Origin of the sequence: Bradyrhizobium sp. CCBAU 051011, from assembly GCF_009930815.1 — a bacterium.
Classification (GTDB): domain Bacteria; phylum Pseudomonadota; class Alphaproteobacteria; order Rhizobiales; family Xanthobacteraceae; genus Bradyrhizobium.
The window spans coordinates 1654149-1677768 of record NZ_CP022222.1 but is presented as its reverse complement, the minus strand read 5'-3'; the positions used below and the strand labels follow the sequence as shown (position 1 = coordinate 1677768).

Below are 23620 nucleotides of genomic sequence, written 5' to 3'. Positions count from 1 at the left end.
ATGAAACTACCGCCGCGCGCGCCGCCGGCCATGACGGCCGCCGCCGACATTGGCCATGCGCATCAGTTGCGGGACCATGGTCATCAATTCGCCGCCTCCGGCACCGCCGAGCATGCCCATGAAATCGCCGCCGCCCATGCCGCCGAAATTCATGCCGCCGGTGCCAATGCCGTAACTGTCGGACACGAAACCGCCGCCGGCCGGAATTCCTCCGCCAAAACCGCCGGGGATGCCGCCGCCCATCATGCCACCAAGACCTCCGCCGCCGCCCTCCATCATGCGGCTCATCATCGGGCCCATGGTCTGCATCATCGCGGCGAAGCGGCGCTTGCCCATCTTCGCCTTCATCATTTCCAGCATCGGCGCCATCTGCGTCATCATGTCCTGGCCGTTGCCACCACCGCCGCCGAAGCCGGCGAATTGGGCCTTGGCCGGCATCGATGTCAGGGTGAACAGCAACAGCAGCGTGGCTGCGTGGCAGACGACCTTGTCAGCTCCAGTCATGGCTCGACTCCTCATGCGCGGGCGGCCGCGGGCGCGGCGCCATTCGGACGCACACGCCGAGGCTAGGAGCGGGTCGTGAGCCGATCTGTGAGAAAGATCACGCCCCCCTGCGGCGGGCGGTGAACTCGGTGATGACACGCCATGTTGTGCCCGCATCCGCCGAGACTTCGCCGCGCCAGAGGAATGAATCGGCGGTGATGTCTGCAAAACTCCAGCGGGCCAGTTGGCCGTCCGGCCGTGTGCCCAGCTGCACGATGTCGCGGCCTTCCGCGCGGCCGATCATCTGCAGGAAATTCCGCGTCACCGGGTCGGTCCACTGAATCCGCCAGGCGTCGATATCGGGATCGTAAACCCGCAGCGTGGTGCCGTACGAGTTGAAATTGGCCGAAGCATCGCCGTGCCGCAGTTCGCCGCGTGGCGGCACGATCCAGACATCCTGGATCGCGCGCCCCTCCAGCGCCCAGCCAAAATGCCATTCGCCGGCGCGGCGGCGCTCCGTGCCGTCTTCGGAAAATTGCCTGACATCGAGATCCCAGGAGCCGACGAAGCGGCCGTAGAGATCCATTTTGCCGGCGCGGTCGGCCGAGGGGCCGTCCGCGCCGAGCGCGTCGAGAAATGCGGATATCATGCCGCGCTGCGTCCCAATGCCTTCTGCATGGCGTTGAGGCCCAGATCCATCTGCGCGTCCATGTAGGGCGCGATCTCGTTCGGAAGCACGTCGGCGATCCACACGAAGCGGGTGCGGCCGTCGCTTTCGGCAAAGACCTGTGCGGAAGCGCTGTGCTGCCTGATACGTTCGCTGACAATGGCATAGACCAGCCGCCGCCGCGCCTCGTCGCAGTCGACCAGGATTTCGCGTGCCACCGTACCGTTTGCGAAGGTGACAATGCGCGCGTCACCGTCGAGTTTGGTGTCGGTCACGAAGCCCGGAACGAGCCGCGTATGCAGCGCGCCGAAATCGCGCAATGCGTCCCAGACGTCGTCAGGGTTGGCGTCGATGAGGATTTCCTTGTGGATGGAGGCCATGAGCGAGTCCTTGTTGAAAGAGGATAGACGTTCAGTCGTCATTGCGAGCGGAGCGAAGCAATCCATCTCTCCGCTTGCCGAGGCATGGATTGCTTCGTCGCTTCGCTCCTCGCAATGACGTAGAAAGCGCAGGGGCTTACGTACAAACCGCCTCGACATTGTTGCCGTCCGGATCGATCAGGAACGCGGCGTAATGGGTCGGACTGTAATCCGCGCGCAGTCCGGCGCCGCCATTGTCGCGGCCGCCGGCCTTCAGGCCCTCGGCGTGGAATTTTTTGATCGCGGCATGATCCTTGGCGCGGAACGCGACATGCGCGCCGGTTGCGGCTTGGCCCTTGTGTAGATGCAGCCAGAGCGCAGGCGCGTCCTTCGGTCCGAAGCCCGCGCCGGAATCGTCGCGCGAGCACAGCACGAAGCCGAGCGGCGCCAGCGCCGCCGTATAGAAGCGCACGCTGGCGTCGAGGTCGCCGACGCGTAATCCGATGTGGTCGTACATGATATTCTCCAGTCAAAAGTGCCGCGAGTTCGCGCGGCCTGGAGAAAGCCTAGCTAGTTGAGGGCCAGCCGTTCTTGGAAAATCTTGCGCTGGCCGCGGGAGGCCTGGCGGAACTTCAGCGGCGAGGCGCCGGCGGCGCGATGGAAGGTGCGCACGAAATTGGAGAGATCGGCAAAGCCGACGTCATAGGCAATGTCAGTGACCGGGCTGTCGTCGTCGGCGAGACGCCGCGCGGCATGGCGCAGCCGCGAGCGCACCAGATATTGGTGCGGGGTGACGCCGAGCACTTCGGAAAACAGCCGCAGGAAATGGAACGGGCTGATCCCGGCCTGCGCGGCCGCGTCCTCCAGATTGATCTGACGGTGCGAATTGGCGTCGATCCACAGCGCGGTTTCCACCGCGCGGCGGCGGTTACGCGCCGCATCGGGACCAGATTTACGCGCCTTGCCTGACACCACCTCGACGAAGCGGCTTGCGAGCACCTGGCCGATTTCGTCGAGGCCGATGTCGCTGCTGCCATCTGCTGCCGATTGAGCCAGCTCGCCGAGCACCACGAGCTCCGGCAGCGGCGGCGCGGCTCCGATCTGCCACAGCGTCTGGCTGTCGCCGAGCGCGTCCACAACTTCAGGGCTGAGGAAGAATGACAGGCATTCGTCGCCGCAAACGTGCTCATGGGTGCAGGTATACTCGTCGCCGGGATGGCCGATCAGCACCGATCCCGCCACCAGCTCATTGAACTTGCCGCGGCAGTGCAGGCCAAAGCTGCCCTTGCGCACATAGGAGATCGAGTGGCAGCGGTGCTGCTCCGCAAATGGCGTGTCGCCGGGCCCCGCACTGCAGCGAAAGTCCGACACGGAGATGGATTTGCGCTCGATGAGCGTGGTCGCGATCATCCCGCAGATTTAGGGATGCGCGCGGGGCGGTGCAACCGGCAGCAGCACATCGAACAGCGTCTTGCTGACGGTCGGGCTGGCGCCCTCGATCGAGAGCAGCCGCCGCTTGGAGATCGCCCCGCCAAAGGCTGAGATCTTGTCGGCGTAATTGCCCGCTTCGAGCACGCGATGGCAGGGCACGATGATCATGAAGGGGTTGCGGCCGATCGCTTGCGCCACCGAATAGATCGCGCCGGAGGCGCGAAGGCTGCTAGCTACTTCCGCATAGGTCCGGGTCTCGCCGCGCGGGATCTGGCGCGCATAGGCGTAGACGCGCTGGCTGAAGGCAGGAATGCCGGTCATATCCAGCGTGATGTCGGCAAGATCGCACGTCGCCCCGCGCAGCAGGGCTGCGATGCCTTCGATCGCGATCTGGATATTCGCCGGCGGGCGAAGCTCGCGGGCGTCGGGATAAAGCTGATAGAGCCGTCGCCGCGTATCGATCTCGCGAACTTCGGGGAGCTGCACGCCGATAATGCCCGCCGGGCTCCACGAAATCCCGCAGCGGCCGATCGCCGTGTCAAATATGGTGTACCCACGCCCCGCCATAAGCCGCCCAGCCCTAGCCTGGGATGATAGCATCGGCGCGTTGAATCGCATCTGGAATTTTGGGGAAGTTAACAGTAAGGCCAGACGAACAATGGAACAGCTTGGCGAATGGCGCGCGGTCGGCTAATCATGGGGTACGATCCGCGGGCGTAGTTCAATGGTAGAACGGCAGCTTCCCAAGCTGCATACGAGGGTTCGATTCCCTTCGCCCGCTCCAACCTCCCGGCATCGGTCGCCCTTGGCCTTTACTCACACCGGGTTCAGAAATCGTAGATCATCTCGAATTTCGAACCGTTTTCAGCGAGCAGGCGAAGCGTATCCTTCAACGCGTCGACACGTGCCTCGAGGGTAACCCGGTATCTGTAGCCTTCCGGATGGTAAAACAGTTCTCGCCGATCGATCATCTTGACCGATGCCGAATCGGAAATCGGTTCCTTGGTGTTCTTCGAAAGATACGCGAGCGCGATCGTTTCGTGTCCCATGATCTCGACGAACGACACGTTTCTTTCGATCAGCTTCACAAGCGCGGCTTTGAAGCCGGCGTATCGTTCGGTTTCGATGAGAAAGCGATTCCCGCTCAATTCCTTCAGGACCTTGATGCCGTCATCGTCCAGATGCGCGCGATTGGCGGCGTGGACGACGCTGAACGTCTGATTGTCCTTTTGCTCTGCACTGAGGAGCCACAATTGCGCGTATGATCCCTTGAGCAGGTATGAGACCGAGAACGCGGCTTGCCGCTCGGCATTCCTGATGAACGTTCTGCTGAAGAGTGTGGTTTCGTGCCAGATGCCCGAGAGATCGGCGAAGTAGGGGTAGTGGTACCACGTCGTCTGATACAGCGTCTTGGCGTAGCTGTTCCAGGATTTTGCAATGAAACGATCGGCTTCGGTCTCGCTCCCCGCAATCGCCTGGGTGATGCGGCCAATCGTATTCTCGTAGGCGAACTTGACGCCGTACTCAACCGTCAAATTGATGCCGATTACCCACGAACCAAAATTGTACTGCCAGTTGAATTCGTGGCCCTTGCTTTGCTCGAGCGACAGGAAGTAGCAGTTCCAGAAATTGCTGATGGCCGTCGCAAACGGAAAGTCTGTCTGTCGTCCACCGCTTGCAAGGAAGTCGCCAAATTCATTGTAACTATATACCTGGTACCACTCGGCCAGCGTCAGATATGTCTGCTCCTTCCCGCGGCTGAAATAGGTTGGATACTCTGTTGCGATGCTCTGGCGTTCAATACGTGAAAGCCTCAAAGGCGCATCGGAGCTTGTCGCAAGAGGGCGCGCGGATAATGCCGGATCGCGGTCGCTGTAGAATTTGATGGTCGCGACGATTGCGAGGGAGAGAAGCGCCATGGCAAGCGCGGCCATGACCGTGGCAAGGCCGAGAAACAGGCGACGGACTACTCTCATTTGCTGGTCAAGGGCGATAAGGTGGGAGGGACGACATTCTGCAGGGGATGAGCTGGATAACACCAGCAACCCATGGATGTGTATAGTGCGGCGTCAACCTTTCAAAGGGGAGCCGGAAATGGTGCCAAGTTTAATTACAGGACATGGAGGTGAGCGTTGACCGAAGCGGCCACCTCCGCTGACACTTCGCGCAACAATCTCCTGATGGTCGCCGCCGGCGGCATCGTCACCGGCATCCTCACGCCGCTGTCGCCGCTGCTGATCGACAGGATCACCGGCCCCAACGGCCAGTTTCGCATATCATTGGTCGCGGTGCCGTTCGCCGTGCTCGTCTTCGTCCTCGTGCGGCGCTTCAGTGCCAATCGATGGTGGGCGGCGCTGATCGCCACCATCGTCACCATGATCGCTTTCGTCTGCGCGGTGGATGCTGCGGTCCTCGTCGAGGGGAATACCGGCGATGCTCCCCGGGTCATGCGCTATCTCCTCGCCGGCCTGACCGGTGGTCTGGTCGGCGCGGCCATCATGGCGCTCGGGATGGCGCTGTTGCCGGCGGGGCCGCGGCAGCCCGCGGCGTGGTGGCCGATGCTGATCACGGGCGCGCTGGCCGGCACGCTGCTCGCGCTCGATGACGCGCTCGGGTTCGACGACAAGGTCTCGCTGCTCTATCCGCTCTGGCAGGCGGCGGTGGCGGTGCGGCTGACGATGATCTTGCGGCGGTACTGACGTGCCGGAGCCGCGTGCAGCCCCGTAGTTCTACCGGCCTGCATTAAAGCCTGCATTAAGGCTGCCTTAGCTGGGTTCCGCCTACGTTGACCGCTCCTTCACTCAGCGGAAACACAACATGCGGATCGGTCGGCTCTTTGCACTATCGATGCTTTCGGTGACGATCCTGGCGGTCGTCCTTGGCGCCGGCGTTCTCGTCCCGCAATATCGAACCTTTGCCAGCAAGAGTGAGGCGATTAAGACCGTAGAGGCCTATGGCGCGGTGCTGGCGGTTGGCCAGCAGGTCGCCGGCTTCCGGGCGCCTTATGTCGGCCCGCTGTTCCAGGAAGCCGCCGCAACGCCCGCGCAGATGGAGACGGCTGCGAAAGCGGTGCAAGCCGCGGATGCCGCGTTCGCCAAAGCGAAAATGGTGGTCGGCGCGCTCAACGATGGCGCGGCGATCGTCCAGGGCCTGAACCAGGCTGCCGCCAAGCTCGCCGAGGTTCGCGCCGTGAGCGACCGCGCGCTGGCGTTGCCGATGAGCGGGCGCGACCCGGCGGCGATCAAGGGATTTCTGCCGGGCATTGCCGCCGTTGTCGGGATTCTCGAGCCGCTGTTGAACCGGCTGGAAAACCAGGTGGCGATGGCGGATGCGTCGCTGACAGCGCTGTTGAATGTCGCTCGCACCGCGCAGGACCTGCGGATCTCGGCCGGCGGCCGGGCCGCCACCATGTCACTTGCGATCAGCACGCGGCGGCCGCTGACGGCGGCTGAAATATCGATCACCGACCGCGCCCAGGGCCGCGTCGATCTCGACCGCGAGCGGATCGAGGCTGGCGTCGATCAGATCGGCAGTCCGCCGCGCCTTGCCAAAGCGATGAACGATGCCGTCGAGGGCTATTTCGGCAAGGCCGCGCCATGGCTTGAAAAGGAAATGGCGATCGGGCGCGCCGAGGGCAAATACGCGATCAACGCCGAGCAACTCGCCGGCGCGATCGTCCCGGCGGTGCAGGCCTTCTTCGCGGTGCGCGATGCAGCGCTCATGGAGGCCGCCGAACGCGCGGGCGCCGCACGCGACGCTGCCTTGACGATGCTGGCGCTGGCGGGCCTTGCCGTCGTGGCGCTGCTCGCCGTGCTTGCCGGCGTCACCGTGATGCTGCGGCGGCGCGTGATCACTCCGCTGGCAAACCTGACCGGCGTGGTCGGCGATCTCGCCGCCGGCCGGCATGACGTCACGATCCCGACCATCGCGCGGGCCGACGAGATCGGTGCCATGGCGGGCTCGCTGCAGGTGTTCAAAGACGCCCTGATCGCCAAGAAGGCAGCCGACGCGGCGGCCGCGGTGGAAGCCGATGCCAAAATCCAGCGCGGCCAGCGCGTCGACCGGATCACCAGCGATTTCGAGGCAATGATCGGCGAGATCGTCGAGGTCGTGGCGTCGGCCTCGACCGAACTGGAAGCCTCCGCCGGCACGCTGACGGCAACTGCGGAGCGTTCCGAAGAGCTAACCACCATGGTGGCGGCGGCGTCCGAGGAAGCCTCCACCAATGTGCAATCGGTCGCATCCGCCACCGAAGAAATGGCATCGTCCGTCAACGAGATCAGCCGTCAGGTGCAGGGCTCGGCGCGTATCGCCAATGAGGCGGTGGAGCAGGCGCAGAAGACCAACGACCGCGTCGCCGAGCTCGCCAAGGCGGCCGCCCGCATCGGCGACGTCGTCGAACTGATCAACACCATTGCCGGCCAGACCAACCTTCTGGCGCTGAACGCTACCATCGAGGCGGCGCGCGCCGGCGAGGCCGGCCGCGGCTTCGCGGTGGTCGCGTCCGAAGTGAAGGCGCTGGCCGAACAGACCGCGAAAGCGACCGGCGAGATCAGCCAGCAGATATCGGGCATCCAGGCCGCGACCCAGGAATCGGTCGGTGCCATCAAGGAGATCAGCGACACCATCGGACGGATGTCCGAGATTGCTTCCACCATCGCCGCCGCCGTCGAAGAGCAGGGCGCGGCGACCCAGGAAATTTCCCGCAACGTGCAGCAGGCCGCGCACGGCACGCAGCAGGTTTCCGCCAACATCACCGACGTGCAGCGCGGCGCCAGCGAGACCGGCTCCGCCTCGGCGCAGGTGCTTACGGCCGCCAAATCCCTGTCCGGTGAAAGCGACCGGTTGAAGCGCGAAGTTGGAAAATTCCTCTCTTCGGTGCGCGCGGCCTGAACCGCGCCAGAGCATGATCGGGAAAAGTGTGTAGCGGTTTTCCGAAAGATCATGCTCAAACAAAAAGCTAAAGCGGGATGACGATTCGAAGAATCGTCATCCCGCTTTACGGCGCAATCGTCAGCACCGCCTTCATGTTCGGATGGTACCGGCAGTAATACTCCACGCTGCCGGCCTTCGTCAGCACCGACGTCACCGTCTTCTTCGGCGGCGTGGTCACATCGAAATCGCCGTTGCGTGCGGTCGCGGTATGTACGAACACGTCCTTGTTGATCCATTCGATGGTGTCGCCGACGCGGGCGGAGATCTCGGCCGGCGCAAACACCAGATCGTCGATCGTGATTTGAATCGTCGCCGCATGCGCCGGGACGACCGTCGCGCCAAGGAGCAGGGCAGCGACGAAAGGCAGACAGCGGCCCGGACGCATGGCGGGCGCCTCACTTCAGCTTGGCGGCGACTTCCTCGGCGTGCTGCTGGTGGCCCTGAAATATCTTGAGGCCGGTTTGCAGCAGGCTCTTCAGTTCGGCATTGCTGGCTGACGGAATCAACTGCCTCTCCAGCGCGCCGTTGACGGCCTTGTGGTAGGCGACCTCGTTGGCGACATAAGCCTTGTCGTATTCGGCGCCTTTCAGCTTGTCGAGTTCGGCGAGCTTCTCAGTCGCCTGCTTCGACAGCGCCTTGCTGGTGTCGTTGTCTTCCGGCGTTACCTTCAGCTTGTTGACGAGGTCGAGCGCCTGCTTGTTCACGGCCTCATGGTCGCGCACCATGTCTTCCGCGAACGCCTTGACGTCCTTGTTGCCAGTTTTCGCGATCGCCTGCTTGGCGGCGTTGATGTCGAGGACGCCGGCGGTGTAGGCGATATGCGCGATCTGGGGATCGGTGGGCTTTGCGCCCTGCGCCAGCGCGGCGCTGCCAAGAAGGCTCAACGCGGCAATCGCCGCGCTCAATCGAATGAACATGTTTGACACTCCTGTGGCGCGGCGAACCGCGCGTTGTTGCACAGGCGTTGGATGGTCGGAACGCGCGGAGGTTCCCGGAAATTATTCCGCCAAACCAAGCCGCTTCAGCACGGCGTCCGTCAGGCGCTCGCAGCGCCGGCCGGCAAAGGGAAACGCTTCCATCACCACGGGGCCGATCTTTCGCTCGACATTGTCGCGCAGCATGGCGCGGGCTCGGTGCAGACGGGTCTTCACCGTCTCCGGCTTTAGCGAAAGAATTTCGGCGGTCTCCTCCACATTCATTCCCTCGATGACACGGGTGATGAAGACGAGGCGGAACGCTTCCGGCAATTCATCGATGGCGTGCTCGACGACATGCTGGATTTCACGCTGGGCCATGGATTTTTCCGGATCGTCGGACGCGGCAAGAGGAAACTGGATGATCTCCGCTTCGAGCTTGCCCTGCGGCAATGAATCGATCTCGACGGCGGGCCGCTGGCGGCGCAGCCGGCCGAGCGCCTCGTTCATGGTGATCCGCGACAGCCAGGTCGACAGGCTGGACTCGCCGCGAAAGCTTTCCAGATGGGTGAAGGCGCGGACGTAAGCCTCCTGCACGACGTCTTCGGCCTCGCCGTCGTTGCGCAGGATGCCGCGGGCGAGCCGGTAAAGCCGGCGGTTGTTCGCCTGCATGATTGTGCGCACCGCCGTCTCGTCGCGGGCCAGCGCCCGCCGCACCAACTCGGTGTCGCCGGTGTCGAGCGGCGCGATCTTCGGTATCGGGACCTGACGCATGATGTTCACCAATAACAGGGTATTGGGGTTGGATGCGGCAGGGTTGAAGAGGTTCCTGAGATATTTTCGGAGCCGCGTGGCCGTGGGGTGGGTTAGGCGAAGCCGTAACCCACCATCGCGGCAAAGAAATCGGTGGGTTACGCCTTCGGCTAACCCACCCTACGCCGCCGGCACCTGATCCAGGAACCCGGTGATGCTGCGGATGCGGCCGTTGCTGAGCACGGCGAAATCGGTTCCCTTGATCGGGCTGTCGCCGCCATCCGGACCCAGCCCCCAGGAAAAGCGGAGGTGATCGCCAAAGCCATTGGGCTCGCCGATCAGCCTGAACCTGAAATCCGGAAACCGCTGCTGCACGCCCGATATCAGCGCGTCCACGCCGTCATGGCCGTCGCCCGACATTAGGGGGTCAACATATCGGGCGTCGCTGGTCCAATTCGCGGCCAGCATTTCGCGGCGGCGGCCGGGCGTCCGTTCGTTCCACAGATCGATGTAGTCGCGGGCAATCTTGTTGATGTCGGTCATCGTGCTCTCCTTCGCATTTGCCGAATGGGCCGGCTGACCGACTATTGGAAATTCGCGCGCGCTAATCGATTACCTCGGAGGTCAAGGATTTCGAGGTGATGATCAATTGGGCTAGGGCCGGCGCCGGATCTGGCGTAAAAGCACAACCTTGACCTCGTTGGTTCCTGATCAGGAGCAAAGCTTGGGCGTGACAAAAAAGACAATGTCGCCGGAGCAGCAGGGCGCCGATTGGGCGCAACAGGTATGGCTGTGGCCGCTGCAAGCAACGAGGCTGGCGCTCGACAGCTACGCGCAATGGTTCGCCGATCCCAGGCCCGCGTCTTCCCGTGCGCCCGAGCAAGCGCCGCTCGCGTGGACCACGCCAAATACGGTGACGCTGCAACTTCCATCGCTGCGGTTGCGGCAGTTTTTGAATGGGAATGCGCCACAACGGCCGGTTCTCGTCTGCGCGCCTTATGCGCTGCATGGCGCGCAGATCGCTGACTTTGCGCCGGGCCATAGCCTGGTCGAGGCGTTGCACAAGGGCGGCATCAGCCGCGTCTATGTCGCCGACTGGTGCTCGGCGACGCCGGAAATGCGCCATCTGTCGATCGACAGTTATATTGCCGAGCTCAATGTGGCGATCGACGAAATCGGGGTGCCCGTCGATCTTGTCGGCCTCTGCCAGGGCGGATGGCTGTCGCTGGTCTATGCTGCCCGTTTTCCCGGCAAGGTGCGGCGGCTGGTGCTCGCCGGCGCCCCGGTCGATGTTTCTACGCCGTCAGAACTTTCGAAGATGGTGGCCGCGCTTCCACAGCCGGCGTTCGAGCAGATGGTGCAGCGGGGCGACGGCGTCGTCAGCGGCGAGCACATGCTCCGGTTCTGGAACATTCCGTTCAGTCAGCACGAGGTAGAAGCAGCGTTGCAAAGGGATGTCGGTGACGAATCGGATGAGGCACGGGTGCTGCTGGATCGCTTCGAGCGCTGGGATCGCGCGACGCTGGATCTGCCAGGGGCGTACTACCTCGAGGTGACAGAGCGGGTGTTTCGCCAAAACCAGATCGCGCGCGGGCGCTTCGTCGCGCTCGGCCGCAGGATCGATCTCGCCGAGGTGCGCCTGCCGGTCTTCCTGCTGGCGGGAGAGAGCGACATCGTGGTCCCGCGCGATCAGGCGCTCGCGACCGCTCGGCTGCTCGGCACGCGACCCGCATTGCTGAAACAGGCCTGCGAGCCGTGTGGTCACCTCGGCCTGTTCATGGGAAGCAAGACCCTGAGCCATTCCTGGCGCCGGATCGCCCGCTGGCTTCAGGCCGACATCGGCGATGTCGCGGGCGCACGGATTAGCGCATGAGATGCAGATGAAAATGCCCCGGATCGCGTCTGCAATCCGGGGCAGCAAGACGGTTGGCGGTGAGTTGATCTTACTTCGCCGCGACCACCATGATCTCGACATTGTACTGCGGCGCCGCCAGCTTGGCCTCGACGGTGGCGCGCGCCGGCGTGTTGCCGGCCGAGACCCAGCCGTCCCACACCGCGTTCATCTCAGGGAACGTCTTCATGTCGGTGATGTAGATCGTGGCTGACAACAGCTTCGACTTGTCGGTGCCGGCCTTGGCGAGATGGCCGTCGATGATGGACAGAATGTCCTGCGTCTGCTCGGTCACGCTCTTGCCAGCCGCGGTGCCGGCGACGACGCCGGCGAGATAGACGGTGTTGCCGTGGACGACGACCTGGCTCATGCGAGGTCCGGTTTCGAAGCGCTGGATGGTCATATTGTTCTCCTGATAGGGGGCGGCGGCTTCTTAGCGCGCTCGCGTCCCCACGGCTACTGCGTTATTTGCATTGATAAGTCGCCTAGCCCGCAGCCGTCGCCGCGGCGCGTCCCGCATTCCGTCCCGAGAACAGGCAGCCGCCCAGGAACGTGCCCTCCAGCGAACGATAACCGTGCACGCCGCCGCCGCCGAAGCCGGCGGCTTCGCCCGCGGCATAAAGTCCTGGGATGATCTGGCGGTCCGTGCCGAACACGCGCGAGTCGAGATCGGTCTCGAAGCCGCCCAGCGTCTTGCGCGTCAGGATGTTTAGCTTCACCGCGATCAGCGGGCCGTGTTCGGGGTCGAGAATTTTGTGCGGTTTTGCGGTGCGGATCAGTTTGTCGCCGATGTAGCGGCGCGCATTGTGCAGGTTCATCACCTGCGCGTCCTTCACGTAGGGGTTGGTGATCTCGCGGTCGCGCGCTTCGATCTGCGCCTTGATCTGATCGTGCTTGAGCAGGTCGCTGCCTGCGAGCGCGTTCATCGCGCTGACGAGGTCGGCGAGATTGTCGCGCACGATGAAGTCGGCGCCGTTCTGCTTGAACGCTTCCACTGGAGCCGGCGCGCCCTTGTTGGTGGCGCGCTTGATCGTCATGCGCCAGCTTTTTCCCGTGAGGTCGGGATTCTGCTCGGAGCCGGAGAGCGCGAACTCCTTCTTGATGATGCTCTGGGTCAGGATGAACCAGGAGTAATCGTGGCCGGTCGACATGATGTATTGCAGTTGGCCGAGCGTGTCGGAGCCGGGAAACAGCGGCGCGGGCAGGCGCTTGCCCGTGGCGTCGAACCACATCGAGGACGGGCCGGGCAGGATGCGGATGCCGTGGCGCGGCCAGATCGGGTTCCAGTTTCGGATGCCCTCGACGTAATGCCACATCCGGTCGCGATTGATCAGCCGCGCGCCGGCGGCCTCTGTAATGCCGATCATGCGGCCGTCGACATGTTCGGGCACGCCGGAGATCATGAATTTCGGCGGCTCGCCGAGACGCTTCGGCCAGTTCTGCCGAACCAGCTCGTGATTGCCCCCGATGCCGCCGGAGGCGACCACCACCGCCTGCGCGCGCAGCGTAAAATCGCCGATCACTTTCCGCGATGAGCTTTTGCCGCGCTCGACGCTGTCAGGTTCGAGCACCGAACCGCTGACGCCCTCGACCGCGCCGTTCGTCATCATGAGTGTGTCGACGCGGTGGCGAAACTTGAACGTTAGCCGGCCTTTTTGTTGCGCTTCGCGCGCACGGCGCTCGAACGGCTCGACGATGCCCGGACCGGTGCCCCAGGTGACGTGAAAGCGCGGCACCGAATTGCCGTGGCCCATCGCGTCATAGCCGCCGCGCTCGGCCCAGCCGACCACCGGAAAAATACGGTGACCCATCGCGCGCAGCCAGTCGCGCTTGTCGCCGGCGGCAAAGGCGACATAGGCTTCCGCCCATCGCTTCGGCCAATGGTCGTCGTCGCGATCGAAGCCCGCGGTCCCCATCCAGTCTTGCAGTGCGAGATCGTAGGAGTCCTTGATGCCGAGCCGGCGCTGTTCGGGAGTATCGACCAGAAACAATCCGCCGAACGACCAAAAGGCTTGTCCGCCAAGGCTTTGTTCGCCTTCCTGGTCGACGACGATGACGCGCTTGCCGGCGTCTGCGATCTCGGTTGCCGCGACCAGTCCCGCCAGTCCAGCGCCGACCACGATTACGTCTGTGACCTCAGTCATCGTTTCCTCCCCCGTGCCATTTATGATTCAAGCCCGCGTCGTCGCGTGCGGTCAACGGCAAACGCCTTCTTGCCTTGTGACCGCGTCGCCATCCACGCAACGAGTCGTTTGTTCCAGTTTGGGACCTTTTCGCGCGGAGGGTGCAGCGGCCCGGCAACACTTAATTTGAATTTGTTTTGAGCGACCTTCGTTGCCTAGACAAAATCACGATCTCCAACGACGCTACATCCTGTCTTGCATCACTAAGACAAGCAGATTCGGTTTCGACATTTCTTCGACTGGGGCTGGGATATGAAGCTGGTGACGGGGTTGCTTGCCGCGGTGCTGCTGCTGGCGGGAGTGGGGGCGAGCCAGGCTGTGGTGCGGATAGCCGACGATCGCGGCGGCCGGATCGGCACCTATGTCGACAAGTACCAGGGTCTGCGCACCTCGGGCGAAACCGTCATCATCGATGGCCTGTGCGCCTCGGCCTGCACTATCGTGCTCGGCGCGGTTCCCCATGACCGGATCTGCGTCACCTCGCACGCCAATCTCGGCTTCCACGCCGCCTGGGATTTCGGCGCCAATGGCCGCGCCGTCACCAACGCCGAAGCAACCCAGATGTTGTATTCGATGTATCCGATACCAGTGCGGAAGTGGATTGCGGCCCGTGGCGGCCTGACCCAGCGCATGATCTTCCTGCGCGGCAAGCAATTGCAGGCGATGTACAAGCCCTGCTACCTCGACGCCCAGGCCTCCAGCAACAAGCCCGCAGCGCGCTAAGCCGGGCGAACTGCTCCCGCCATCCCACGTTTGAATTGAGACTCTTTCTCCTTCTCCGTCATGGCCGGGCTTGTCCCGGCCATCCACGTCTTTCCTGCTGATGGTCTGTTAGGACGTGGATGCCAGGGACGTCGACGCGCTTCGCGCTTATGCCCGGGCATGACGGACCGTTTGGAAGCGCTGCCCTCACTTGTGCGCAGCCATTCTCCCTCCGCATGACGTGATTTCCCCGGCGGCCATTCCGCTTGCCTGCCCGGGGAACTGGCCCTATCTCAAACCAATGGTTCAGCCGATTTCCACCCAGCAGGGCATGATGGCGGCGGCCCGGCCGCAGGGCCGGGTGGCGTCCATGATCGTCTGGGGTGCTGCCGGCCTCGGCACGCTGGCCGTGCTCGGCGCGGCCGCATTGTGGTTCCATTACGGCACCGCGGTGTTTTTCGAAATGATCGCCGCTGGCATCTCGGCCTGCTTCTGATCGGGCAACAAGGAATTTCATCCCATGGACCGGACCATCCGCCCGCTGGTGATCGTCGCTGCCTTTGCCGCCAGCCTCGCGCTCGGTCTTGTGATCATGCTGTGGGCGCTCGGCGGCCTGCGCACCGTCACGGCGCCGGCTGCGATCGGCGGGCCGTTCCAACTGACCGACCAGGCCGGCCAGACCGTCACCGAACAGAATTTGAAGGGCAAGCCGACGCTGATCTTCTTCGGCTTCACCCATTGTCCGGATGTCTGCCCGACCTCGCTGTTTGAGATTTCGGAAGTGCTGAAGGCAATGGGCAAGGACGCCGACCGCGTCAACGCCTGGTTCGTCTCCGTCGATCCCGAGCGCGACACGGCAACCGCGATGAAGGACTATCTCTCCAGCTTCGATCCGCATCTGAAGGGGCTGACCGGCGCGCCCGAGGCGGTGGCCAAGGTGATCTCGTCCTACCGGGTCTATGCAAGGAAAGTCCCGCTCAAGGACGGCGATTACACCATGGACCACACCGCGCTGGTCTATCTGATGGACCGCGACGGCAATTTCGTAGCGCCCTTCAACCTGAAACGGACGCCGGAGGAAGCCGCCAAGGACCTCAAGCGCTATCTCTGAGCGGCATGCCTGGCCGAAAGGGCCAAAACGGCCCTCGCATCGCCGGCCGGATGGTCTATAAGGCCGGAAATTCCGCGAAGCCATTGCCGAAGATGCCAAGTCTTACTGTCCCGTTAACCAATGCAAGTCTGCATCGAACCGTCAGCGTCTGGCTGGTCGGGCTGTCTATTGCGGCTGCGCTGACGGCTGTCAGCGGCAGCGCGGCTTACGCCCAAACCCAGCCCCGCCCGGCGGTGGAGGCAGCCCCGCAAGCGGTGCCCGGTTTCTGGGACCCGCGGCGGCGCCCGGACCGGCCGGACATGTCGCGCCTCACCGTGATCCGCTTCCTGACCGAGACCGATTACCCCCCGTTCAACTTCACCGGCCCCGATGGCAATCCCGCCGGCTTCAATGTCGATCTGGCGCGCGCGCTGTGCGACGAAATCAAGATTTCCTGCACCATCCAGATGCGCCGGTTCGAGACGCTGGTCGACGCCATCACCAGCAACCGCGGTGACGCCATCATCGCCTCCATGGCGGTGACGCCGGCCCTGCGCGCCCGGCTCGATTTCACCGATCCGTATTACCGTGCCCCGGCGCGCTTCGTGTCGCGGCGCGACGCCGTCATGCCGGAGGTCCGGCCCGAATATCTCGAAGGCAAGAAGGTCGGCGTCATCGGCGGCACCTCGCACGAGGCCTATCTGAAGGCGATGTTCACCGACGCGGAGATCAAATCCTACCCGAATGACGATGCGCTGCGCCTCGCACTCAGACGAAGCGAAGTCGATTTTATCTTCGGCGACGCGATCTCATTGGCGTTCTGGATCAATGGCACCGATTCCGCCGATTGCTGCGCGTTCTCGGGCGGACCCTTTGTCGAAAGCCGCTATTTCGGCGAGGGCATCGGCATCGCCGTGCGCAAGGGCAATGATCTCCTGCGGACGTCGCTGAACTGGGCGCTGTTCCGGATCTGGGAAAAAGGCCGCTTTACGGATTTGTGGCTGCGGTATTTTTCCATCAGTCCGTTCTGACGGCTCCGCCCCCGTCATTGCGAGGAGCGGAGCGACGAAGCAATCCATGCCTCGGCAAACCGTGAAATGGATTGCTTCGCTTCGCTCGCAATGACGGCTATAACCGGCCGGTTTCATGGCCCTGGAGAGCCTCTTTAAAATGTCCACCATCGACCTTGCCTTTAGCCCGAGCGATTTGCGCGCGCTCGCCGAACAATCCAACGCCTGGCCGTTCGAGCAGGCCAAGGCCATTGTCGCGCGGCTGAAGAAAAGTCCGAAGGACGAGGTGCTGTTCGAGACCGGCTACGGTCCGTCGGGCCTGCCGCATATCGGTACCTTCGGCGAGGTCGCACGCACCACGATGGTGCGCCACGCCTTCCGCGTGCTGACCGAGGACAAGATCAAGACGCGGCTGCTCGCCTTCTCCGACGACATGGATGGCCTGCGCAAGGTGCCGGACAACGTGCCGAACAAGGAGCTCTTGGAGCAGCATCTCGGCAAGCCGCTGACCAAGGTGCCCGATCCCTTCGGCACCCATCCGAGCTTTGGCCAGCACAACAATGCACGGCTGCGCGCCTTCCTCGACCAGTTCGGCTTCGACTACGAATTTGCGAGCTCGACCGACTACTACGCCTCGGGCAAGTTCGATGCCGCGCTGCTGCGCATGCTGGAGCGGCTGGACGCGGTGATGAAGATCATGTTGCCGTCGCTTCGCGAGGAACGCGCTGCAAGCTATTCGCCGTTCCTCCCGATCTGTCCGCGTACCGGCATGGTGCTTTACGTGCCGATAACGGAGCATGACGTGAAGGCCGGAACCGTCTCTTACGACGATCCCGAGACGAAGGAGCGCGTCACCGTTCCGGTCACCGGCGGCCATTGCAAGCTGCAATGGAAGCCGGACTGGGCGATGCGCTGGTTCGCGCTCGGCGTCGACTATGAAATGGCCGGCAAGGACCTGATCGATTCGGTCAAGCTGTCCGGCAAGATCTGTTCAGCGCTCGGCGGCACGCCGCCCGAGGGGTTCAATTACGAACTGTTCCTTGACGAGAAGGGCCAGAAGATTTCGAAGTCGAAGGGCAACGGGCTTACCATCGACGAATGGCTGCGCTACGCCTCGCCGGAATCGCTGTCGCTGTTCATGTACCGCGAGCCGAAGGCGGCGAAGCGGCTGTATTTCGACGTGATCCCGCGCAATGTCGACGACTACCAGCAATTCCTCGATGGATTCACGCGGCAGGATGCCAAGCAGCAGCTCGCCAATCCGGTCTGGCACATCCATTCCGGCAAGCCGCCGAAGGCCGACATGCCCGTCACGTTCCAGTTGTTGCTGACGCTGGTGTCGTCGTCGAATGCGGAAAACGCTGAAACGCTATGGGGCTTCATCGGCCGCTATCGTCCGGGCGTGACGGCGCAGTCGCATCCGAAGCTCGACGCGATGGTCGGCTACGCCATCAACTACTACCGCGACTTCGTGGCGCCGACGAAGCAGTTCCGCGAGCCGACCGACAGCGAGCGCGCCGCGCTGCAGGATCTGCGCGATGCGCTGTCGCAATTGCCGGCGGGGTCGAGCGCCGAAGACATCCAGAACGTGGTCTACGAAATCGGCCGCCGCGAGCCGTTCCTGGACCAGGTCAAGAAGGGCAAGGACGGCCGGCCGGGCGTCTCGCTCGACTGGTTCAACATGCTCTACCAGGTGTTGCTCGGACAGGAGAAGGGCCCGCGCTTCGGCTCGTTCGTCGCGGTGTATGGCGTGACGAATGCGGTCAACATGATCGACGGTGCGCTGGCAAGGAGTGCGTAGGGCGCCACACCCAAAGTCGTCATGCGCGGGCTTGACCCGCGCATCCATCTTGCTTCGCAAGACGCTCTCGATCGATGGATTGCCGGGTCAAGCCCGGCAATGACAGCCTGCCTGCCCCGCAAACCGGGATGGCAGGTCCGCCGCAATTTCAGCGATGGCCGCGCCGGATTGCGCTACAATGCCCTGAATAACAGCCGTCCAAAGCCTCCGCCGAGGGGCGGGCACCACACGGAATCAGGGAGAACGCTCATGCAATTCAGGGTTTCGCCGAAGTCGCTCAGCGAGTACAGCGCCGAGGAATGGCAGGCGCGGGTCGATCTCGCGGCCGCGCACCGGCTGGCCTTCATCCAGGGATTTTCCGAAGGCATCTTCAACCATCTGACCTTCGTGGTGCCGGGCAGGAGCGACCGCTACTACCAGATTCCGTTCGGCACGCATTGGTCGGAGGTCACCGCTTCCTGCTTCATGGAAGTCGGCATCGACGACGGCGAGGTCAAAAGCGGCGAGGGCGAGGTCGAGCGCTCCTGCTATTGCATCCATGCGCCGATCCACAAGGCGCTCCCGCAGGCAAAGGCGGTGTTTCACACCCACATGCCGCACGCCAGCGCGCTGACGCGGCTCGAGGACCCCCGCATCAAGGAGATCGGACAGACCGAGGTCGGGCTGTCAGGCGCGATTGCCTATGACGACGAATATACTGGCCCGGCCCTCGATCCCGCCGAAGGCGCGCGGCTGGCAAAAGTTATTGGCGACAAGACCGTATTGTTCATGGCCAATCACGGCATCTCCACCGTCGGCGCGACCGTCGCGGAAGCCTATGACATGCTCTATTACGTCGAGCGGGCCGCCCAGGTGCAGATCTATGCGATGTGGACCGGGCAGAGGCTGAAACAGCTTCCCGCGCCTGTGGTGGAGAAAACCAAGCGCGATTACAAGGACGATCATCTCTACAAGGGACCGACCCCGGCCCAGCGGCATTTCGATGCCTTGAAGCGGATGCTGGACCGGAAAGAGCCGGACTACGCGACGTGACTTCCTTCCTTCTCCCCTTGTGGGAGAAGGTGGATCGCTGGCGCGTAGCGGCAGCGGGATGAGGGGTCTGCTTCCGCGGAGAGAACCCCTCATCCGCCTTGCCTTCAGCAAGGCACCTTCCCCCACAAGGGGAGAAGGGAAGATCCGCGCGCCCGACTCCGTCAGCCCGCTGCTCTCGCCTCACTCGCAAACCGGTGCCAGACTTCCGGCCGCCAGCTTCCATTGGCCGCGCCCGAAGTCGACGGCAAGATCCACACACGGGTATCGCCGATCAGTTCACGCTGCTCGCCGTAATCTCGTTTGGTATCGAAGAATTTCTGTCCGGCCGTCTTGCTGGTGAACGCGAGAAATCGCGGACGAAATGTCGCGATCGCACTGCGCAGCCGGGCGCGATCCGCCGTCGTCAATTTTGGCAGCGTCGCTCGGTCCATCCCCGCGCCCGCTTTCACGAGATCAGTCAGGCCGATCCCTTGTTGCAGCAGGTCGCGATATTGATGCGGCTGCAGCCGCTCCGGCGTCAGCTTTGTCTCGTGTAATATCGTCCAGAACTTGTTTTGCTTGTGCGCGTAGTAGGCTCGCTCGGCCGCGGAAGTCGTCCCGGCGGCGGTCCCGCACAGCACGATGCGGAGGGAATGTTGCAGCAGGTCGCTCAGCACGTCCGTCACGGCAGCGGCAATCCTACTGGCTCGCCCAAACGATGCGCGCGATCCAGGCGACGTCATCGGCATCCAGCGTGCGGTCGGCCTGCGCCGGATTGAGCGACTGTAGCTCCAGCGTCTTCGTTGTCCGCCGCTTCAATTCCTTGACCATCACTTCGCCGTCCGAGGTCTTGAGCACCACGCGATCGCCGCGCCGGATCGGCATGCCCGGCGATACCACGATGATGTCGCCGTCGCGATAGGTCGGCCTCATCGAATCGCCCGAGATTTCCAGCGCGTAGGCGTACTCGTCGCTGGCCGATGGCAGCTTCGCCTCGTTCCAGCCTTTGCCGGCGGGAAAGCCGCTCTCGTCGAAATGGCCGCCGCTGCCGGCTTGCGCCAGTGCAAGCAGCGGCACCGATTGCAGGCTGCGCGCGCCGTCGCCGATCAACTGCACGAAGGTGTCGATCGACGAATTGGTCGCGGCCAGCGCCTTGGAGACCGATTCGGTCGAAGGCCAGCGCTCGCGCCCGTCGGCGGTGATGCGCTTGGATTTATTGAACGTAGTGGGGTCAAGGCCGGCGCGCTTTGCCAGCCCTGAGGGCGACATGCCGGCGCGTTCCGCCAGCCGGTCGAGCGCGGTCCAGATCTGGCTGTGGGTCAGAAGCCGTTGCGCCTTGGCGTGCCTGGCCATCGAAAATCCCTGGAGCGGTCTAGGAATTATTGCCTGATCCGGCCCCTTTGCGCAATCTTCGCGCACACCTGCCGCGGCAGCGCTTGAGTTGGCAGCCCGCCGCCTTTACGGTCGGCCGCCAGCCCGGCCATTTCCGGGAAATCCCAAGAGAGTCAACGACAAGTAGGGGAAGCCCGGACAGCCGTGCCTACGATCTACAAAATCACCCCCGCCTCGGCCTGGCGCGAGGCCGAAAGGCAGGGCGTCTATCGGGGCAGCGCGGACGATCTGCGCGATGGATACATTCATTTCTCAACCGCCGCCCAGGTCGCCGAGACGGCGCGAAAGCATTATTTCGGCCAGACCGGCCTATTCCTGGTTGCGGTCGACGCCTACGCGCTGGGCGATGCGTTGCGCTGGGAGCCTTCGCGCAACGACGAACTGTTCCCGCATCTCTATGGCGAGCTCGATCTCGGCGCAGTGATCGCCATCCTCGACATGCGCGCGCGGTCCGACGGCACGCACGACATTCCGGAGCTTATACCGTGATCCGCGCCTTCGACGCCTTTTCGCTGCCGCTGCTGCGCTGGTTCGACCCGGAGGACGCGCATCGCATGGCGATCCATGGCCTGCGGCTGTTGCCGCCGGTCAGGCCACGGGCGGATGACCACAAGCTGGCGGTGCGCGCCTTCGGCCTGAATTTTCCCAACCCGATCGGGATGGCGGCGGGCTTCGACAAGAGCGCGGAGGCGCCCGACGGGCTGTTGCGGCTCGGCTTCGGCTTCGTCGAGATCGGCACCGTGACGCCGAAGCCGCAGGGCGGCAATCCGCGGCCGCGGCTGTTCCGGCTGGAGCGGGATGAGGCCGTGATCAACCGCATGGGCTTCAACAATGACGGCGCTGAAGCCGCGCTGCGACGCCTGGCAGCGCGCGCCCATCATGGCGGCATCGTCGGCGTCAATGTCGGGGCCAACAAGGATTCGCCTGATCGCATCGCCGATTACGTCAAGCTGATCGAGACCTTTGCGCCGGTCGCGAGCTATTTCACCGTCAACGTCTCCTCGCCGAACACGCCGGGCCTGCGCAATCTGCAGCAATCGGCGGCGCTGGACGAACTGCTGGCCAAGGTGATCGATGCGCGCGAACGGGTGCGGAAGAACGCCGGCGATTCGCCGGTGCTGCTCAAAATCGCGCCGGATCTCAGTCTGACCGAACTCGACGACGTCGTGCACATCGCACGCTCGCGCGGTATCGATGGCATGATCGTCGGCAATACCACGCTGGCGCGGCCCTCGAGCTTGCGCGAACAGGCAAGGGCGAAAGAGCAGGGCGGCCTATCCGGCCGGCCGCTGTTTCGATTGTCGACCCGTATGGTGGCGGAGACCTATGTGCGCACCGAAGGCGCGTTTCCGCTGATCGGCGTCGGCGGCATCGATTCGGGCGGCGCGGCGCTGACGAAGATCCGCGCCGGCGCCAGCCTGATCCAGCTCTATTCGTCACTGGTTTACAAGGGGCTGGGGTTGGTGGATAGCATCAAGAACGATCTCGCCTCGACGCTGTTGCGCACGGGGCGCGACTCGCTATCGGAAATCGTCGGCGCGGATGCCGCGACGATCACCGCCGAAGACTGGCCGGTGCGGTAGAACCGTAGCCCGGATGAAGCGCAGCGCAATCCGGGACAATTTTACCCGCTTGCACGAAGACCCCGGATTTCGCTTCGCTGCATCCGGGCTGCTAACCAAACGACTTCTTCAACAGCGCCGGATACCGCAGCGCCTCGAGCCCGCCACGCGCGGCGTAGTGCACCAACAGCGCGCCCCATAGTCCGGCATTGCCGAACGACCGCAGTGCGAACCACGCGGTGAGAAAGATCACCAGCGAGGCCACCATCAGATTGCGCATGTCGCGCGCCCAGGTGGCGCCGATATAGACGCCGTCAAAGGCAAAGGCGAACACGCCAAGCAGCGGTGCGAAGATCACAAAGGGCAAATAGTCTCGCGCGATGCGCCGCACCTCCACGCTAGCCGTCATGATGTCGATAAACGCAGGCCCAAACAGCAGGAAACTGGCGGCGACCGCAAGCGCAAAGCCAAAGCCCCACATCACAACGAGCTTCACGGCGCCTGCAAAGGCCGCCTTGTCGCGGGCGCCATAGGCGCGGCCGCAGAGTTGCTCGGCGGCGTTGGCGAGGCCGTCGAGGAAGAAGGCACCGAATAGCAGAAAATTGTTGAGCACCGCATTCGCGGCGAGCGTCGTATCGCCGGCACGCGCGCCCTGTGCAGTGAAGAACAGAAACGCCGCTATCAGCGATGCGGTTCGGATCATGATGTCACGATTGACCGAAAGCATCCGCATCAGCTTGGTCCGATCGAATAGCAACGCGCGGGATGCCGCGAACTGCTCTTTCGAAAGGTGACGCGCGATCAGCAATCCGAGCGCGAGGCCTGCGGCTTCCGCGATCAGCGCGGCGATGGCAGCGCCGGCAATTCCGAAGTCGAGCGCGAGCACCAGCACGACGGCCGCCGCCACGTTGATGAGGTTGATGGTGATCTGCATGCCGAGTGCCAATTTGGCGCGGGCCTGCCCGATCAGCCATCCCAGAACGACATAATTGCCGAGCGCCAGCGGCGCCGACCAGATCCGGATGGTGAAGTAGGTTTTTGCCGCGCGCGTGACGCCTTCGCTGCCGCCCATGGCGCCGAGCAAGATCGCCGCGAGCGGCACCTGCAGCGCAATCAGCGCTCCGCCGATCAGCGCGGCGACGATCAGCCCGCGCAGCAGGATAGCGCGCAGTTCTGCGAACTCGCCCGATCCCAGCGACTGCGCGGTGAACGCGACCGTGCTCATGCGCAGGAAACCGAACAGCCAGAACATGCAGTCGAACAGCACGGATGCCATCGCCACGCCGCCGAGCAGCGTGGCGTCCCCGAGCCGTCCGATCGCAGTGGTTGAGACGATGCCGATCAGCGGCGTCGTCAGGTTGGCGACCATCGCGGGACCCGCGATGGCAAACACCTGGGCTGTGGTGACCCTGGAAGCAGGATTGAGCGAATGCATC

Annotated in this window: 27 protein-coding genes and 1 tRNA gene; 12 read left to right on the top strand and 16 right to left on the bottom strand. The window is 63.6% G+C overall.

Translation table 11 applies throughout. The features are described from left to right. Nucleotides 1–6: 6 nt before the first annotated feature. From ACH79_RS08040 to ACH79_RS08015, 6 genes are all read right to left on the bottom strand, one after another. A complete protein-coding gene (locus ACH79_RS08040; RefSeq protein WP_161850535.1) occupies nt 7–504 on the bottom strand; it encodes a hypothetical protein in 498 nt (165 codons plus the stop codon). Nucleotides 505–601: 97 nt separating this feature from the next. Continuing rightward, nucleotides 602–1132 (bottom strand): hypothetical protein, encoded by a 531-nt coding sequence (locus tag ACH79_RS08035; protein WP_161850534.1) that lies wholly within the window; start codon nt 1130–1132, stop codon nt 602–604. Then, nucleotides 1129–1530 carry an SRPBCC family protein gene (locus ACH79_RS08030; protein ID WP_161850533.1) on the bottom strand — a complete coding sequence of 134 codons (402 nt, stop codon included), beginning with the start codon at nt 1528–1530 and terminating at the stop codon, nt 1129–1131. The genes ACH79_RS08035 and ACH79_RS08030 overlap by 4 nt, the downstream gene beginning before the upstream one ends. Nucleotides 1531–1666: 136 nt before the next feature. After that, entirely contained in the window at nt 1667–2026 is a 360-nt protein-coding gene (locus ACH79_RS08025; protein WP_161850532.1) for a VOC family protein, read from the bottom strand. 53 nt (nt 2027–2079) lie between these two features. Next, nucleotides 2080–2919, bottom strand: a complete 840-nt coding sequence (locus tag ACH79_RS08020) for a helix-turn-helix transcriptional regulator (protein WP_161850531.1) — start codon at nt 2917–2919, stop codon at nt 2080–2082. 9 nt (nt 2920–2928) lie between these two features. Then, nucleotides 2929–3507 carry a methylated-DNA--[protein]-cysteine S-methyltransferase gene (locus ACH79_RS08015; protein ID WP_161850530.1) on the bottom strand — a complete coding sequence of 193 codons (579 nt, stop codon included), beginning with the start codon at nt 3505–3507 and terminating at the stop codon, nt 2929–2931. A gap of 143 nt (nt 3508–3650) precedes the next feature. On the opposite strand from ACH79_RS08015, the gene ACH79_RS08010 reads away from it, so the two are divergent. Then, nucleotides 3651–3724, top strand: a tRNA-Gly gene (locus tag ACH79_RS08010). A 43-nt stretch (nt 3725–3767) separates the two neighbouring features. Here ACH79_RS08010 and ACH79_RS08005 read toward each other — a convergent pair. Then, nucleotides 3768–4985, bottom strand: coding sequence for a hypothetical protein (locus tag ACH79_RS08005; protein ID WP_161850529.1), 1218 nt, complete (start codon nt 4983–4985; stop codon nt 3768–3770). Between the two features lie 87 nt (nt 4986–5072). Here ACH79_RS08005 and ACH79_RS08000 point away from each other — a divergent pair, with 87 nt between their 5' ends. Both ACH79_RS08000 and ACH79_RS07995 read left to right on the top strand, forming a co-directional pair. Continuing rightward, nucleotides 5073–5639, top strand: coding sequence for a hypothetical protein (locus tag ACH79_RS08000; protein WP_161850528.1), 567 nt, complete (start codon nt 5073–5075; stop codon nt 5637–5639). Nucleotides 5640–5757: 118 nt separating this feature from the next. Beyond that, complete coding sequence (locus tag ACH79_RS07995) at nt 5758–7833, top strand: methyl-accepting chemotaxis protein (RefSeq protein WP_161850527.1); 2076 nt, start codon at nt 5758–5760, stop codon at nt 7831–7833. 106 nt (nt 7834–7939) lie between these two features. On the opposite strand, the gene ACH79_RS07990 is transcribed toward ACH79_RS07995, so the two are convergent. From ACH79_RS07990 to ACH79_RS07975, 4 genes are all read right to left on the bottom strand, one after another. Then, nucleotides 7940–8260 (bottom strand): cupredoxin domain-containing protein, encoded by a 321-nt coding sequence (locus tag ACH79_RS07990; RefSeq protein WP_161850526.1) that lies wholly within the window; start codon nt 8258–8260, stop codon nt 7940–7942. Between the two features lie 10 nt (nt 8261–8270). Beyond that, nucleotides 8271–8792, bottom strand: coding sequence for a DUF4142 domain-containing protein (locus ACH79_RS07985; RefSeq protein ID WP_161850525.1), 522 nt, complete (start codon nt 8790–8792; stop codon nt 8271–8273). Between the two features lie 81 nt (nt 8793–8873). After that, nucleotides 8874–9563 (bottom strand): RNA polymerase sigma factor, encoded by a 690-nt coding sequence (locus ACH79_RS07980; RefSeq protein ID WP_161850524.1) that lies wholly within the window; start codon nt 9561–9563, stop codon nt 8874–8876. 159 nt (nt 9564–9722) lie between these two features. Next, on the bottom strand, nt 9723–10085 hold the full coding sequence (locus ACH79_RS07975; RefSeq protein ID WP_161850523.1) for a nuclear transport factor 2 family protein: 363 nt from the start codon (nt 10083–10085) through the stop codon (nt 9723–9725). Nucleotides 10086–10272: 187 nt separating this feature from the next. On the opposite strand from ACH79_RS07975, the gene ACH79_RS07970 reads away from it, so the two are divergent. Continuing rightward, on the top strand, nt 10273–11415 hold the full coding sequence (locus ACH79_RS07970; protein WP_371419374.1) for an alpha/beta fold hydrolase: 1143 nt from the start codon (nt 10273–10275) through the stop codon (nt 11413–11415). Nucleotides 11416–11485: 70 nt separating this feature from the next. Here ACH79_RS07970 and ACH79_RS07965 read toward each other — a convergent pair whose 3' ends face one another. Then, nucleotides 11486–11836 (bottom strand): RidA family protein, encoded by a 351-nt coding sequence (locus ACH79_RS07965; protein ID WP_161850522.1) that lies wholly within the window; start codon nt 11834–11836, stop codon nt 11486–11488. An 82-nt stretch (nt 11837–11918) separates the two neighbouring features. Continuing rightward, on the bottom strand, nt 11919–13577 hold the full coding sequence (locus ACH79_RS07960) for an FAD-binding dehydrogenase (protein ID WP_161850521.1): 1659 nt from the start codon (nt 13575–13577) through the stop codon (nt 11919–11921). Between the two features lie 291 nt (nt 13578–13868). On the opposite strand from ACH79_RS07960, the gene ACH79_RS07955 reads away from it, so the two are divergent. The 6 genes from ACH79_RS07955 (at nt 13869) to ACH79_RS07930 (ending at nt 19251) form a co-directional block, all read left to right on the top strand. Continuing rightward, the gene (locus ACH79_RS07955) at nt 13869–14339 is read left to right on the top strand and encodes a hypothetical protein (RefSeq protein WP_161850520.1); all 471 of its coding nucleotides are present in this window, start codon (nt 13869–13871) and stop codon (nt 14337–14339) included. A gap of 190 nt (nt 14340–14529) precedes the next feature. After that, nucleotides 14530–14814 (top strand): hypothetical protein, encoded by a 285-nt coding sequence (locus ACH79_RS07950; protein ID WP_246738466.1) that lies wholly within the window; start codon nt 14530–14532, stop codon nt 14812–14814. Between the two features lie 24 nt (nt 14815–14838). Then, the gene (locus tag ACH79_RS07945) at nt 14839–15429 is read left to right on the top strand and encodes an SCO family protein (RefSeq protein WP_161850519.1); all 591 of its coding nucleotides are present in this window, start codon (nt 14839–14841) and stop codon (nt 15427–15429) included. Between the two features lie 92 nt (nt 15430–15521). Beyond that, a complete protein-coding gene (locus ACH79_RS07940) occupies nt 15522–16439 on the top strand; it encodes a transporter substrate-binding domain-containing protein (RefSeq protein ID WP_246738465.1) in 918 nt (305 codons plus the stop codon). A gap of 139 nt (nt 16440–16578) precedes the next feature. Continuing rightward, nucleotides 16579–18219, top strand: a complete 1641-nt coding sequence (locus tag ACH79_RS07935; RefSeq protein WP_161850518.1) for a lysine--tRNA ligase — start codon at nt 16579–16581, stop codon at nt 18217–18219. A 249-nt stretch (nt 18220–18468) separates the two neighbouring features. Continuing rightward, nucleotides 18469–19251: a class II aldolase/adducin family protein gene (locus ACH79_RS07930; RefSeq protein ID WP_161850517.1), complete on the top strand. Its 783-nt coding sequence runs from the start codon at nt 18469–18471 to the stop codon at nt 19249–19251. 161 nt (nt 19252–19412) lie between these two features. Here ACH79_RS07930 and ACH79_RS07925 read toward each other — a convergent pair whose 3' ends face one another. Together ACH79_RS07925 and ACH79_RS07920 are read right to left on the bottom strand one after the other, a co-directional pair. Beyond that, the gene (locus tag ACH79_RS07925; protein WP_202639199.1) at nt 19413–19916 is read right to left on the bottom strand and encodes a mismatch-specific DNA-glycosylase; all 504 of its coding nucleotides are present in this window, start codon (nt 19914–19916) and stop codon (nt 19413–19415) included. A gap of 13 nt (nt 19917–19929) precedes the next feature. Then, nucleotides 19930–20583, bottom strand: a complete 654-nt coding sequence (locus ACH79_RS07920; RefSeq protein WP_161850516.1) for a helix-turn-helix transcriptional regulator — start codon at nt 20581–20583, stop codon at nt 19930–19932. A 183-nt stretch (nt 20584–20766) separates the two neighbouring features. Here ACH79_RS07920 and ACH79_RS07915 point away from each other — a divergent pair, with 183 nt between their 5' ends. Then, nucleotides 20767–21111 (top strand): DUF952 domain-containing protein, encoded by a 345-nt coding sequence (locus tag ACH79_RS07915; RefSeq protein WP_161850515.1) that lies wholly within the window; start codon nt 20767–20769, stop codon nt 21109–21111. Beyond that, a complete protein-coding gene (locus ACH79_RS07910; RefSeq protein WP_161850514.1) occupies nt 21108–22205 on the top strand; it encodes a quinone-dependent dihydroorotate dehydrogenase in 1098 nt (365 codons plus the stop codon). Before ACH79_RS07915 ends, ACH79_RS07910 begins: the two co-directional genes overlap by 4 nt. 91 nt (nt 22206–22296) lie before the next feature. Here the strand turns inward: ACH79_RS07910 and ACH79_RS07905 are convergent, their stop codons facing one another. Then, nucleotides 22297–23619 (bottom strand): MATE family efflux transporter, encoded by a 1323-nt coding sequence (locus ACH79_RS07905; RefSeq protein ID WP_161850513.1) that lies wholly within the window; start codon nt 23617–23619, stop codon nt 22297–22299. Nucleotide 23620: the final 1 nt, after the last annotated feature.

Bases quoted from the DNA above. Each gene is read 5' to 3' on its own strand.
- ACH79_RS08040 (WP_161850535.1), bottom strand. From the start codon at position 504: ATGACTGGAGCTGACAAGGTCGTCTGCCACGCAGCCACGCTGCTGTTG.
- ACH79_RS08035 (WP_161850534.1), bottom strand. From the start codon at position 1,132: ATGATATCCGCATTTCTCGACGCGCTCGGCGCGGACGGCCCCTCGGCC.
- ACH79_RS08030 (WP_161850533.1), bottom strand. From the start codon at position 1,530: ATGGCCTCCATCCACAAGGAAATCCTCATCGACGCCAACCCTGACGAC.
- ACH79_RS08025 (WP_161850532.1), bottom strand. From the start codon at position 2,026: ATGTACGACCACATCGGATTACGCGTCGGCGACCTCGACGCCAGCGTG.
- ACH79_RS08020 (WP_161850531.1), bottom strand. From the start codon at position 2,919: ATGATCGCGACCACGCTCATCGAGCGCAAATCCATCTCCGTGTCGGAC.
- ACH79_RS08015 (WP_161850530.1), bottom strand. From the start codon at position 3,507: ATGGCGGGGCGTGGGTACACCATATTTGACACGGCGATCGGCCGCTGC.
- ACH79_RS07995 (WP_161850527.1), top strand. From the start codon at position 5,758: ATGCGGATCGGTCGGCTCTTTGCACTATCGATGCTTTCGGTGACGATC.
- ACH79_RS07990 (WP_161850526.1), bottom strand. From the start codon at position 8,260: ATGCGTCCGGGCCGCTGTCTGCCTTTCGTCGCTGCCCTGCTCCTTGGC.
- ACH79_RS07985 (WP_161850525.1), bottom strand. From the start codon at position 8,792: ATGTTCATTCGATTGAGCGCGGCGATTGCCGCGTTGAGCCTTCTTGGC.
- ACH79_RS07980 (WP_161850524.1), bottom strand. From the start codon at position 9,563: ATGCGTCAGGTCCCGATACCGAAGATCGCGCCGCTCGACACCGGCGAC.
- ACH79_RS07975 (WP_161850523.1), bottom strand. From the start codon at position 10,085: ATGACCGACATCAACAAGATTGCCCGCGACTACATCGATCTGTGGAAC.
- ACH79_RS07965 (WP_161850522.1), bottom strand. From the start codon at position 11,836: ATGACCATCCAGCGCTTCGAAACCGGACCTCGCATGAGCCAGGTCGTC.
- ACH79_RS07960 (WP_161850521.1), bottom strand. From the start codon at position 13,577: ATGACTGAGGTCACAGACGTAATCGTGGTCGGCGCTGGACTGGCGGGA.
- ACH79_RS07955 (WP_161850520.1), top strand. From the start codon at position 13,869: ATGAAGCTGGTGACGGGGTTGCTTGCCGCGGTGCTGCTGCTGGCGGGA.
- ACH79_RS07945 (WP_161850519.1), top strand. From the start codon at position 14,839: ATGGACCGGACCATCCGCCCGCTGGTGATCGTCGCTGCCTTTGCCGCC.
- ACH79_RS07940 (WP_246738465.1), top strand. From the start codon at position 15,522: ATGCCAAGTCTTACTGTCCCGTTAACCAATGCAAGTCTGCATCGAACC.
- ACH79_RS07935 (WP_161850518.1), top strand. From the start codon at position 16,579: ATGTCCACCATCGACCTTGCCTTTAGCCCGAGCGATTTGCGCGCGCTC.
- ACH79_RS07930 (WP_161850517.1), top strand. From the start codon at position 18,469: ATGCAATTCAGGGTTTCGCCGAAGTCGCTCAGCGAGTACAGCGCCGAG.
- ACH79_RS07920 (WP_161850516.1), bottom strand. From the start codon at position 20,583: ATGGCCAGGCACGCCAAGGCGCAACGGCTTCTGACCCACAGCCAGATC.
- ACH79_RS07905 (WP_161850513.1), bottom strand. From the start codon at position 23,619: ATGCATTCGCTCAATCCTGCTTCCAGGGTCACCACAGCCCAGGTGTTT.